Source organism: Rhodovulum iodosum (assembly GCF_041020385.1).
In the GTDB taxonomy this organism is placed as follows: domain Bacteria; phylum Pseudomonadota; class Alphaproteobacteria; order Rhodobacterales; family Rhodobacteraceae; genus Rhodovulum; species Rhodovulum iodosum.
This window is the reverse complement of sequence record NZ_JBEHHI010000001.1, coordinates 386,517-398,777: the sequence shown is the minus strand read 5'-3', so window position 1 is coordinate 398,777 and position 12,261 is coordinate 386,517. Positions and strand designations below refer to the sequence as shown.

The following is a 12,261-nucleotide window of genomic DNA, read 5'->3' as shown; positions in this document are numbered from 1 at the left end:
CGCGACCGAGCCCGGCCGGGGGCAAAGCGATGAGGTAGGTCTGTTCATGGCGGAATGCAGCGCGCGCAGGGTGCTTGTCGGGGCTTTGTCGGCGCTGATCCTCGTGGCCGGCTGCGGCGGTGGCAATCGTGAGGTGCCGCTCGAAAGCCGGTCGGCGCAGTCGATCTACACCCAGGCGGAATACGAGCTCGAGGAAAACCGCGACCCCGAAGAGGCCGCGCGCCTCTTCGGCGAGGTCGAGCGGCTTTACCCCTATTCCGACTGGGCGAAGCGTGCACTGATCATGCAGGCGTTTGCCTATCACCGGGATCGCGATTACGAGAATTCCCGCGCCACTGCCCAACGCTATATCGATTTTTTCCCGGCCGACGAAGACGCGGCCTACGCGCAATACCTGCTGGCGCTCAGCTATTACGACCAGATCGACCTGGTCGGCCGCGACCAGGGCCTGACCTTTCAGGCGCTGCAGGCGCTCCGGACCGTGATCGAGCGTTATCCCGACAGCGAATACGCCAAGTCGGCGATCCTGAAATTCGACCTCGCCTTCGACCACCTGGCGGCGAAGGAGATGGAAATCGGCCGCTACTACCACAAGCGCGGCCATTTCAGCGCGGCGATCAATCGGTTCCGCGTGGTGGTCGAGGATTTCCAGACCACCACCCATACCGCCGAGGCGCTCTTTCGGCTGGTCGAGGCCTATCTCTCGCTCGGGCTCGACGACGAAGCGCAGACCGCCGGCGCGATCCTCGGCCATAATTTCCAGTCGACCGAGTGGTACGCGGATGCATTCGACCTGCTGAAGGGGCGGGGGCTGGCGCCCGAGGCCCGCGGCACGAGTTGGCTGAGAACCGTCTATCGCCAGATGATCAAGGGCCAGTGGCTCTGATCTGACCGGGGGACATCGCCGATGCTGCGCAGTCTCGACATCCGGGACATGCTGATCATCGACCGGCTGGAACTTGCGTTCCAACCCGGTCTGAACGTGCTGACCGGCGAGACCGGCGCCGGCAAGTCGATCTTGCTCGACGCGCTGGGCTTTGTGCTGGGCTGGCGCGGCCGGGCCGAACTGGTGCGTGCCGGCGCGCCCCAGGGTGAGGTGGTGGCGGTGTTCGAGCTGCCCCCCGGCCACGCCGCCCGCGCCGTGCTGGACGAGGCCGGGCTGCCCTCGGGCGACGAGCTGATCCTGCGCCGGGTGAATACTGCCGAGGGGCGCAAGACCGCCTGGGTCAACGACCGCCGCGCCTCGGGCGAGGTGCTGCGCGCGCTGTCGGACACGCTGGTCGAGTTGCACGGCCAGCAGGATGATCGCGGCCTCCTGAACCCGCGCGGCCACCGCCAGTTGCTCGATGCCTATGCCGCCAACGAGGTCGCGCTGTCGGAGACGCGTGCCGCCTGGCGCGCCCGCGCCGCCGCCGAAAAGGCGCTGGCAGCGGCCGAGACCCGGTTGGAGGAGATGCGCGCCGAGGAAGATTTCCTGCGCCACGCGGTGAGCGAGCTCGACGCGCTCGACCCCCGGCCGGGCGAAGAGGCCGAACTCGACGCCGCGCGCCGCCGGATGCAAGGCGCCGAGCGTATCCGCGAGGATGTGGCCCGCGCGCTGGCGGCGCTTTCCGGCGAGGGCGCCGAAGGCCGCATGACCGATGCCCTGCGCTGGCTCGAAGACGCCGCCGAGGGCGCTGAGGGCGGGCTCGACCCGGCGATCGACGCGCTTGGCCGGGCGATGATCGAGCTGGGCGAGGCGGTGCACGCGGTCGAGACGGGGCTGGCCGCGCTCGACGTCGACCCCGCCGCGCTGGAGGCGGCCGAGGAACGGCTCTTTGCGATCCGGGCGCTGGCGCGCAAGCATGGCGTGCTGCCCGACGACCTCGGCGGCTTTGCCGAGGATCTGCGCGCCCGTCTGGCCGCGCTCGACGCGGGCGAGGGCAACCTCGCCGACCTGCGCGCCGCGCTGGAGGCCGCCGAGACGCATTACGCCGCCACGGCAGAGGTGCTCTCGACCCGCCGCCATGCCGCCGCAAGGGCGCTCGATGCCGCGATGACGGCCGAGCTGGCGCCGCTCAAGATGGAGCGCGCGGTGTTCGAGACCGCCGTTTCGGGGGGCGAGCGCGGGCCCGACGGGGCCGATGCCGTGGCCTTTACCGTGGCCACCAACCCGGGCGCGCCCGCGGGGCCGCTGAACAAGATCGCCTCGGGGGGCGAGCTGTCGCGGTTTCTGCTGGCGCTCAAGGTCTGCCTGACCGCGTCGAACCCCGCGCAGACGCTGATCTTCGACGAGATCGACCGAGGGGTGGGCGGGGCCACCGCCGACGCCGTGGGCCGCCGCCTCGCCGCACTGGCAGAGGACGGGCAGGTGCTGGTGGTGACCCACTCGCCCCAGGTCGCCGCGCTGGGCGCCCATCACTGGCGGGTCGAAAAACAGGTCGAGGGCGAGGTGACGACCTCGACGGTCGCGGCGCTTGCCCCGGCCGACCGCGTGGACGAGATCGCCCGGATGCTGGCCGGCGACACCGTCACCGACGAGGCCCGCGCCGCGGCGCGGAAGCTCTTGGCGGGATAGGGGCATGGGGCGGGCGCTGAAGGCGGGGCTGGCCTATTTCGCGCTGATCTTCGCCGCAGGCTTTGCCCTGGGCACGCTGCGCGTTCTGGTGCTGTTGCCGCGGATGGGGGAAGCGGTGGCGGTGGCGCTGGAACTGCCGGTCATGCTGGGGCTGAGCTGGCTTGCCGCCGGGGCGCTCATCGGGCGGTTCGCGGTGCCAGCGGGGGCGGCGCGGCTTGCCATGGGCGGGGCGGCGTTCGGTCTGCTGATGGCGGCGGAGGTCGGGGTGTCGGTCTTTGCCCTGGGCCGCGATATCGCCGGCCATTTCGGCCACTGGGCGACCCTGCCGGGGGCGGCGGGTCTGGCCGGGCAGGTTGCCTTTGGGCTGATCCCCTGGGCGCGCCGCTGACCGCTGGCCGCACGACCTTTCAGCAAAACGCTTGCCTGCGGTGGCCTCAGTTGCCGCGCACCATCTTGCCCGGGTTCATCAGACCCGCCGGGTCCAGCGCGCGCTTGACCTCGCCCATCACGTCCCAGCCGGCGCCGTGCTCGGCTTCCATGTAGCCCAGCTTGCCCATGCCGACCCCGTGCTCGCCGGTCACCGTGCCACCCAGCCGCAGCGCGCGCTCCACCATCCGGTGGGCCAGTGCCTTGGCCTCGTCCAGTTCGGCGGCATTGCCGGGCTCGACCAGCAGGATCGCGTGGAAATTGCCGTCGCCCACATGGCCCAGGATCGGCCCCGGGATCGAGGCGCGCGCGATGTCGGCGCGGGTCTCCTCGACCGCCTCGGCCAGCCGCGAGATCGGCACGCACATGTCGGTGACAAGACCCAAGGCGCCGGGGCGCGCGGCGAGGCAGGCGTAATAGGCGTTGTGCCGCATGGTCCAGAGCGCGGTGCGCTCTTCGGCGCGCGTCGACCATTCGAAGCCCTTGCCGCCCATCTCTTCGACCAGCGCGCCGAACGTTTCGGCCTGTTCGGCCACGCCGGCGGGCGAGCCGTGGAACTCGACCATCAGGTGCGGGCATTCGGGCATCTCGGCGCCGGCATAGGCGTTGAAGGCAGCGGCGGTGGCGGCATCGACGAATTCGATCCGCGCCATCGGGATGCCCATCTGGATCGTCGCAATCACGGTTTCCACCGCCGGGCCGATCGCGTCGAAGGCGCAAACCCCCGCCGAGATCGCCTCGGGCTGGCCGCGCAGTTTCAGCGTCAACTCGGTAATCAGCCCCAGCGTGCCCTCGGCGCCTACGAAAAGCGCGGTCAGGTCGTAGCCGGCCGAGGATTTCCGCGCCCGCGTGCCGGTGCGGATCACCCGCCCGTCGGCCAGCACCACCTCCAGCCCCAGCACGTTGTCGCGCATCGTGCCGTAGCGCACCGCGGTGGTGCCGCTGGCACGGGTCGCGGCCATGCCGCCGAGCGAGGCATTGGCGCCCGGATCGACGGGAAAGAACAGGCCCGTCGCCCGCAGCTCACGGTTCAGCGCCTCGCGGGTCAGGCCGGGCTGGACCACCGCGTCCATGTCCTCGTGATGGACGGCCAAGACCCTGTCCATCCGGCTGAAATCCACCGTCAGCCCGCCGCGCAGGGCCAGCGCGTGCCCCTCCAGCGACGTGCCCGCGCCCCAGCCCACCACCGGGCAGCCATGGGTGGCGCAGGTGCGCACGATCTGTGACACCTCTTCGGTGGTGTCGGGATAGGCCACCGCATCGGGCGGCATGGCGGGGAAATGGGCCTCGTTGCGGCCGTGCGTGTCGAGATCGGACTTGGAGCGGCTCAGCCGATCTCCTAGCATGGTGCCAAGCTCGGACAGGGCATCGGGAATGGACATTCAAAGCCTCCTTGTCGGGCGGGCGGCGCCCGGCAGACTAGGCCAGACCGCCGGCGGGGAAAAGCACAACACGGAGGACGCGACGCCATGGGGCACCTGACCCGGCGGCGACTGTGGCGCCTGGTCTCGGTCAAGACGGCGCGGCAGCTGGGCAAGGTCCGGTCCGGTTGGCGGACGGTGCGCCACCGGGGGCCGTCGCAGATCCAGTTCTGGTTCATCGCATTGATCATCGGCATCGCCGCGGGATTTGCCGCGCTGGGCTTCCGCCACGCGATCGCGGCCCTGCAATCCATGCTCTACGGGGTCGAGAACCCGGGGCTTTTGCTGACCTATGTCGACCCGCTGGCCTGGTACTGGGTGCTGTTGATCCCCGTCGCGGGGGGCCTTCTGGTGGGGCTGATCCTGGACCGGTTCACCGATGACGGGCGGGCGCGTTCGGTCGCCGACGTGATCGACGGGGCGGCGCTGCAGGACGGGCGGGTCGAGCAGCGGGCCGGGCTGGCCTCGGCAGCGGCCTCGCTGATCACGCTGTCCTCGGGCGGCTCGACGGGCCGCGAGGGGCCGGTGGTGCACATGGCCGCGATGATATCGAGCTGGGTGGCAGAGCGGCTGCGCGCAGACGGAATCACCGGGCGCGACCTGTTGGGCTGCGCAGTGGCCGCCGCGGTCTCGGCCTCGTTCAACGCGCCCATCGCGGGAACGCTTTTCGCGCTCGAGGTGGTGCTGAGGCATTTCGCGGTGCATGCCTTTGCGCCCATCGCCATCGCCTCGGTCGCCGGGACGGTCGTCAGCCGGCTGGAATTCGGCAACGTGACCGAGTTCAGCCTCGGCGCCGGGGACACGCTGGCCTTTTATGTCGAACTGCCGGCCTATCTGTTGCTGGGGCTCGTCTCTGGGCTGGTGGCGGTGATCCTGATGCGGGGGATCTTCCTGGCCGAGGACATGGGAAACTGGCTGCAGCGGACGACCCGAATGCCGCGCTGGCTGCGGCCCGCCGTCTCGGGGCTGGCGCTGGGCGGGCTGGCGATCTGGTATCCGCATATCATCGGGGTGGGCTACGAGATCACCTTCGAGGCGCTGACCGGCGTTATCTACCTGCGCGACGCGGTGATCTTTGCCATCCTCAAGGCAGTGGCAGTGGCGCTGACAATGGCAGGCCGCATGGGCGGGGGGGTGTTTTCGCCGTCGCTGATGATCGGGGCGCTGACGGGGCTGTCTTTCGGCATCGTGGCAACGGCCATCGTTCCCGATTTCTCGGGGTCCGAGACGCTTTATGCGCTGGCGGGCATGGGGGCGGTGGCCGCGGCGGTGCTGGGCGCGCCGATCTCGACCACGCTGATCGTGTTCGAGCTGACCGGCGACTGGCAGACCGGGCTGGCGGTGCTGGTGGCAGTGTCGATGTCGACGGCACTGGCCAGCCGGCTGGTCGATCGGTCGTTCTTCCTCACTCAGCTCGAACGGCGCGGCAAGCCGCTGGCGGCCGGCCCGCAATCCTACCTCTTGTCAGTTCACTCCGCCGCGCTGCTCATGCGCGGCAAGGACAGCCCCAGCGCCGCCTCCGAAGAGGCCTGCGCCGAGTTGATCTCGCAAGGGGTGATGCTGGCCCCCGAGGCGACCCTCGACGAGGCGCTGCCGCAGTTCGAGAAATGGGGCCACAGCTTTATCCCTGTGGTCGCGCCGGCGAAGGAGGGCGGCGAGCCCCGGCTGCTGGGTGCCCTGTTTCACCTGGACGCGCTGCGCGCCTACACAAGGGCGCTGGCCGAGACCGCCGCGGAGGAGCATTCCTGAGCCGCGCGGCGCGGGGGCTATAGCTGCTCGACCGTGGCCTTGTCGGGATAAAAGGCGATGTAGCCGGCGATGCGCTCCACCCCCTCCATCGGGTCCTCGTAGCTCCACGCCGCGTCGGCGATGTCGCCATGGCCCGTATTTATGGTGAAATAGCAGGCCTCGCCCTTGTAGGGGTTGGTCGTGCGCGTCTCTGTCGGGTCGAGGAAGGCCATCGCCACATCCTCTCGCGGGAAGTAGATGACGGGCGGATGGTCGCCCTCGGTCAGCTCCAGCGCGCCGCGGCTTTCGGCGATCACGGCGCCGCCGGCGCGGACCACCCAGGCGCCGTCGGCCTTGTGAATCGAGATGTGGTCGGCCATGCGAACCTCTTCTGCTCGTCGTCTTGGGCGCTGTCTGGCACGAACCCGCGGCCGCTGTCCAGTTCCCGGCGTCAGATCGCGGCGGTGGCGGCGGCCAGCCAGTCGCGTTGGGCGGGGCCCACCAGCGGCGCGATGCGGTCGCGGACCTCGCGGTGATAGGCGTTCAGCCAGGCGCGCTCGTCGCCGTCCAGCAGGCTCGCGTCGATCAGGCGGCGGTCGATGGGGGCCAGCGTCAGCGTCTCGAAACCCAGCATTTCGCGCTGGTCGGCGCCGGCCAGGTCGGGCGCGGGCGCGACGGCAATCAGGTTTTCGATGCGGATGCCGAAGGCGCCTTCGCGGTAATAGCCCGGTTCATTCGACAGGATCATCCCGGCCTCAAGCGGAACGTCCGAGCGCCGCGACAGCCGCTGCGGCCCCTCGTGCACCGACAGGTAGCTGCCCACGCCGTGGCCGGTGCCATGGTCGTAGTCCTGCCCGGCCAGCCAGAGAGGATAGCGCGCCAGGGCATCGAGGTCGCGCCCGGCCAGCCCCTTGGGAAAGCGCGCCCGAGATATGGCGATCATGCCCTTGAGCACGCGAGTAAAGGGCGCCCGGGCCGCATCCGGGGCGGAACCGATGGCGATGGTGCGGGTGATGTCGGTGGTGCCGTCGAGATACTGACCGCCGGAATCGACAAGCAGAACCTCGCCCGGGCGCACGGGCCGGTTGCTGGCCTCGGTCACCCGGTAATGCACGATGGCCCCGTTGGGGCCGGCGCCCGCGATGGTGTCAAAACTGATATCGCGCAGCTTTCCGGTGGCGGTGCGAAAGCCCTCCAGCGCCTTGACCACGTCGATCTCGGTCAGGGTGCGGGCGGGCGCGCCGTCCAGCCGCGCGGCCTCGCCATCGAGCCAGGCGAGAAACTCGACCATCGCCGCGCCGTCGCGCAGATGCGCCGCGCGCGCGCCCTTCAGCTCGGCCGGTGTCTTGCACGCCTTGGGCAGAATGCAGGGGTCCTGGGCCGCGGCGACCGCTATGCCGGCCTCGTCCAGCTCGCGTTCCACGCGGACCGGCGCGCTGCCGCGGTCCAGCCGCACCGGGCCGACCAGGCTGCGCAGGCCCGGGGCAAAGGCGCTGTCGGGGCGCAGCGTGACCTCGGGCCCCAGATGCGCAACAAGTGCGTCGTCGGCCTTGGCCGGGTCGGTGTAAAGCGTGACATGCCCGTCATCGTGCAGCACGGCAAAGCCGTGGGGCACCGGCACCCGCGCGATGTCGCTGCCGCGAATGTTCAGCAGCCAGGCGATCGAGTCGGGCAGCGTCAGGACCGCGGCCCGGTGGCCCGCCTTTCGCAGCGTCTCGGCGAGGCGCGCGCGTTTCTCGGCATGGGGGGCACCCGCCAGCTCGGCGGGGTAGGGGGAGATGGCCCCCAGCGGCGGCGCGGGCTGGTCGCCCCATATCCGGTCGACAAGGTTTTCGGTTTCGCGCAACGATATCTGGCTGCCCGCCAGCGCCGTCTCCAGCTTGGCAATCTCTTCCGGCGTGTGCAGCCACGGATCGAACCCGACCGTGCCGCCCCGCGGCAGCGCCTCGCACAGCCAGTCGGCGAGCTTCGTCTCGGGCCAGTTCACCGGGGTGAAATGGGCGGTGTCGACCTGCGCCTTGACCTGCACCCGGTAGCGCCCGTCGACGAACACCCCCGCGGTGTCGGCGAGGATCGCGGCGAAGCCCGCCGAGCCGGTAAAGCCCGTCAGCCAGGCCAGCCGCTCGTCACGGGGCGCGACGTACTCGCCCTGGTGCGCATCCGCACGCGGCACCAGAAACCCCGCCAGCCCCGCCTTGGCCAGCTCCGCGCGCAGCGCGGCCAGCCGCGGCGGGCCGTCTTGCGGAGAGGTGGCGCTGTCGAAGCTTTGAAACATGTGGACCTTGTGCAGAAAGGCGCCCCGTGGGGGGCGGTTCGGATAACCGTACCAGCCCTTGCGCCCGCGGCAAGTCCGGTTCGCATTGGACTGGGCGCGCTGATCGCAGGAGCCGTCGAGAACGGCAGCTTGGAGCCCTTTTTACCTGATGCTGCAGCAAGCTTGAACGTCCGGTGCCCTTGTTCGATTGACCGTGATCAAGGTGCCTTCCCTGGCCAGGTGTTATCAGCAAGCAGGCATACAAGATCTCTTCGATCATTAGCCGCAGCGGGGACTGGATATGGCTGACGCTGACACGACTGACTGGGACGCCATTATCATCGGCTCGGGCATGGGCGGGATGGCCGCTGCCGCCGCGCTGTCGAAGGTCGGGCACAAGGTGCTTATGTTGGAGCAGTACTACACCCTTGGCGGCCTGACCCACAGCTTCACCATCGAAGGGTTCAGTTGGGACTCGGGCATACATTACCTCAACTGCGTCGCCCCGGACGACCGCGAGCGCCGCATCCTGGACTGGCTGTCGAACACGCCGATCGAGTTCACCTCGATGGGCACAATTTATGACAATCTGCATATCGGCGACGCTGCCCCGCTGGCCTTGTCCCGCCCCTACGAGGCGCAGGCACGAGATCTAAAGGACCGGTTCCCGGACGAGGCGGAGGCCATCGACGCATGGATCGCCGCGCTGAAGGAAGGCCGGGAGGCGCTTCTGAAGGTCACCATGACCCGCGCGATGCCCGAGATCATTGGTTCCGCGCTGAAATGGTGGCACAGCCACGCCATCGACCGCTGGTGCAAGCGAACGACGCAGGAGGTGATTGACGAGATCACCGAAAACCCCGTGCTGGCCGCCGCATTTGCCGCGCAATGGTTCGACCATGGCGGCAGACCGGGCAAGGCAAGCTTCGCGATGCATGCCCTGATTACCGGAGCCTACCTGGAAAGCGGCGCCTGGTATCCCAAGGGCGGCGGCGCGGCCTTTGCCGAACACATTCTGCCGACGATCACGAAGGCAGGGGGCGAAGCGCGGGCGGACAGCAAGGTCGAGACGCTTCTGATGGAGGGCGACCGGGTCGTCGGCGTGCGGACAGCGCAAGGGGAGGACATCCGCGGAAATACGGTCATCTCGGATATCGGCGCGCGCGAGACGGTGAACCGTTTGCTGCCCGCCGATTGTGGACACCAGGACTGGATCGACGAGATCCGTGCCCTGCCACACTCTGTCGCCCATTTCAGCCTGTTCGTGGGTTTCGAGGGCGATATCGAGCGCGCCGGGGCGACGCGGTCGAACCACTGGATCTACCCGGGCGGTGAAGTCGACGTCGTATGGACCGACGTCCCCGACACTTCACCTCCCGGCATGTTCGTTTCCTTCGCCTCGTTGAAGGACCCCGGCCATGACCCCGGCCCGTCACAGAAATACGCCGGCGAAATCGTCGCCTGGGTCGACTGGTCGGTGGTGGAGAAATGGGCCGACGTGGAGCCGTGCGCGCGGGGCGAGGAATACCAGGCTTTCAAGGCTAGGGTTGAGGACAAGATGTTCGCGCAGTTCGAGGCTTATTTCCCCGAGTTGGCCAAGCTGGTCGTGTTCCGCAACCTGTCGACGCCGCTCACGACCCGCGCGATCACGGGGCATCACAAGGGCGCATTCTACGGCATCGACACGACGCCTGGCCGATTGATGAGCGAGGCGTTGCAAACCCGGACGCCTGTCCCGGGTCTTTTCCTTGCTGGTCAGGATGTCCTGAGCCCAGGCATCCCCGGGGCGCTCTGGGGCGGCGTACTGGCCGCGGCGACCGTCGATCCGAGGTTGTTCCGGAAGCTCCCCAGTTAGCAGCCGATCGTTCATGCGCCCTGACTCCCAAAGCTTCGCGTTAGCGGACCTTCAGGCCACCAACCCGAATGCCCGCTTTGTCCCGCAAACCGGCCCTTCGCCGCCCTCCGGCCCTAACTCGCCTTCCGGATCCCGATCATGCGCGCCCGCGCGCGCGGGTCCTTGTCGAACAGGGCGGCCAGTTGTTCGGTCATCGCGCCGGCCAGTTGCTCGACATCGGTGATCGTCACCGCGTGCTGGTAATAGCGGGTGACGTCGTGGCCGATGCCGATGGCGATAAGCTCGACCAGCCGCTTGCGCTCGACCATGGCGATCACGTCGCGCAGGTGCTTTTCCAGGTAGCTGGCCGCGTTCACCGACAGGGTGGAATCGTCGACCGGCGCGCCGTCCGAGATCACCATCAGGATCTTGCGCGCCTCGGGGCGGACCATCATCCGGCGGTGCGCCCATTCCAGCGCCTCGCCGTCGATGTTTTCCTTTAAGAGCCCCTCTTTCATCATCAGCCCGAGGTTTTCACGCGCCCGGCGCCAGGGCGCGTCGGCGGGCTTGTAGACGATATGGCGCAAATCGTTCAGCCGGCCGGGGCTTTGGGCGCGGCCCTCGGCCAGCCATTTCTCGCGGCTCTGGCCGCCCTTCCAGGCGCGGGTGGTAAAGCCCAGGATCTCGACCTTCACATCGCAGCGTTCCAGCGTGCGGGCCAGCACATCGGCGCAGATCGCGGCGATCGAGATCGGCCGGCCCCGCATCGAGCCGGAATTGTCCAGCAGCAGCGTGACCACCGTATCGCGGAACTCGGTATCCTTTTCCACCTTGAAGCTGAGCGGCGTCGTGGGGTTGGCCACCACGCGGGCCAGCCGGCCGGCATCGAGGATGCCTTCCTCGCGGTCGAATTCCCAGCTGCGGTTCTGCTGGGCCTGCAACCGCCGCTGCAGCTTGTTGGCCAGCCGTCCCACGGCGCCCTTCAGCGGGTCGAGCTGCTGGTCGAGATAGGCGCGCAGGCGTTCCAGCTCGGCCGGTTCGGCCAGGTCCTGTGCGAGGATTTCCTCGTCGAACTCGGTCTCGAAAACCTTGTAATCGGGGTCGGCCTCGGAATGCGGGGCGGGCGGCGGCGGCTCGAGCGGGGCCTCGCCCTCGGGCAGCTCGGCCTCTTCGCCCATCTCCATATCGGCCAGGTCATCGGCGCTGAGTTCGGCCTGGGCGGCGTCCTGCATGTCGTCCTGCGACTGCTCGGGGCTGGCGTCGGCCTCGTCGCTCGACTCCTGCTGGTCATCGCCGGCTGATTCGGGTGGCTCTTCCTCGGTCTCTTCCGATTGGTCGTCCTGGTCTTCGTCCTCGGTATCGGGGTCTTCGCCCAATTGGTCGCCGTAACCCAGATCGTCGATCACCTTCCGGGCGAAGCGGGCGAAGGCGGCCTGGTCGGAGAGGCTATCGTCCAGCCCTTCCAGCGTCTGCCCGGCCTGGGCCTCGATGAAGCCGCGCCAGAGGTCCATCGCGTGCTGCGCGTCATCGGGCAGGTCGCGCCCGGTGGCCATGTGCCGGATCATGTAGCCGGCGGCGGCAGAAAGCGGCACATCGGCGGCCTCGGTGACCTGGGCATAGCCCTTGCGGGCGGCCTCGGCGCCGATCATCGCGTCGATATTTCCGGCCGTGCCGGGCATGGTGCGCGCGCCGATCGCCTCGCACCGGGCGGTTTCCATCGCCTCGTAAAGATCGCGCGCCATCGGGCCCGATGGCATGTAGCGGCTATGGGTGGCGCCATCGTGATACTTGTGGCGCAGGGCATAGGCATCGGCGGTGCCGCGGGCGATCAGCACTTCTTCGCGGCTCATCCGGCGGCTGATCTGGGGCAGGCGCATCGCATCGCCGGTCAGCCCAGGCGGGTCGACCGAATAGGAGATGCCGATCTCGGGATCGTCGGCGATCACCCGCGTGGCTTCGGCGAGCGCCTTCTTGAACGGGTCGGCGGGGTTGTCGGCGGGTTTGCTCATCGTGCCTTGCGCTGCGGGGGTGACGTTTGCGC

At 68.9% G+C, this 12,261-nt stretch carries 9 protein-coding genes; 5 read left to right on the top strand and 4 right to left on the bottom strand.

Annotated elements, in window-relative coordinates:
* The first annotated feature begins 46 nt into the window (after nucleotides 1–46).
* The 3 genes from Ga0609869_RS01935 to Ga0609869_RS01925 are packed head-to-tail and all read left to right on the top strand — an operon-like array spanning nucleotide 47 to nucleotide 2,945.
* The gene (locus Ga0609869_RS01935; protein ID WP_125403528.1) at nucleotides 47–886 is read left to right on the top strand and encodes an outer membrane protein assembly factor BamD; all 840 of its coding nucleotides are present in this window, start codon (nucleotides 47–49) and stop codon (nucleotides 884–886) included.
* A 21-nt stretch (nucleotides 887–907) separates the two neighbouring features.
* Nucleotides 908–2,557 carry a DNA repair protein RecN gene (recN, locus tag Ga0609869_RS01930; protein ID WP_125403527.1) on the top strand — a complete coding sequence of 550 codons (1,650 nt, stop codon included), beginning with the start codon at nucleotides 908–910 and terminating at the stop codon, nucleotides 2,555–2,557.
* A gap of 4 nt (nucleotides 2,558–2,561) precedes the next feature.
* Nucleotides 2,562–2,945 carry a hypothetical protein gene (locus Ga0609869_RS01925; RefSeq protein ID WP_125403526.1) on the top strand — a complete coding sequence of 128 codons (384 nt, stop codon included), beginning with the start codon at nucleotides 2,562–2,564 and terminating at the stop codon, nucleotides 2,943–2,945.
* Nucleotides 2,946–2,991: 46 nt separating this feature from the next.
* On the opposite strand, the gene Ga0609869_RS01920 is transcribed toward Ga0609869_RS01925, so the two are convergent.
* Nucleotides 2,992–4,365: an FAD-binding oxidoreductase gene (locus Ga0609869_RS01920; RefSeq protein WP_125403525.1), complete on the bottom strand. Its 1,374-nt coding sequence runs from the start codon at nucleotides 4,363–4,365 to the stop codon at nucleotides 2,992–2,994.
* An 87-nt stretch (nucleotides 4,366–4,452) separates the two neighbouring features.
* Here Ga0609869_RS01920 and Ga0609869_RS01915 point away from each other — a divergent pair, with 87 nt between their 5' ends.
* Entirely contained in the window at nucleotides 4,453–6,153 is a 1,701-nt protein-coding gene (locus tag Ga0609869_RS01915) for a chloride channel protein (protein ID WP_125403524.1), read from the top strand.
* Between the two features lie 17 nt (nucleotides 6,154–6,170).
* Here the strand turns inward: Ga0609869_RS01915 and Ga0609869_RS01910 are convergent, their stop codons facing one another.
* Both Ga0609869_RS01910 and Ga0609869_RS01905 read right to left on the bottom strand, forming a co-directional pair.
* Nucleotides 6,171–6,512 carry a DUF427 domain-containing protein gene (locus Ga0609869_RS01910; protein ID WP_125403523.1) on the bottom strand — a complete coding sequence of 114 codons (342 nt, stop codon included), beginning with the start codon at nucleotides 6,510–6,512 and terminating at the stop codon, nucleotides 6,171–6,173.
* A 71-nt stretch (nucleotides 6,513–6,583) separates the two neighbouring features.
* The gene (locus Ga0609869_RS01905) at nucleotides 6,584–8,407 is read right to left on the bottom strand and encodes an aminopeptidase P family protein (RefSeq protein WP_125403522.1); all 1,824 of its coding nucleotides are present in this window, start codon (nucleotides 8,405–8,407) and stop codon (nucleotides 6,584–6,586) included.
* A 280-nt stretch (nucleotides 8,408–8,687) separates the two neighbouring features.
* On the opposite strand from Ga0609869_RS01905, the gene Ga0609869_RS01900 reads away from it, so the two are divergent.
* The gene (locus Ga0609869_RS01900; protein ID WP_125403521.1) at nucleotides 8,688–10,241 is read left to right on the top strand and encodes a phytoene desaturase family protein; all 1,554 of its coding nucleotides are present in this window, start codon (nucleotides 8,688–8,690) and stop codon (nucleotides 10,239–10,241) included.
* Nucleotides 10,242–10,354: 113 nt separating this feature from the next.
* On the opposite strand, the gene cobT is transcribed toward Ga0609869_RS01900, so the two are convergent.
* Nucleotides 10,355–12,229: a cobaltochelatase subunit CobT gene (cobT, locus tag Ga0609869_RS01895; protein ID WP_125403520.1), complete on the bottom strand. Its 1,875-nt coding sequence runs from the start codon at nucleotides 12,227–12,229 to the stop codon at nucleotides 10,355–10,357.
* Between the last annotated feature and the right edge of the window lie 32 nt (nucleotides 12,230–12,261).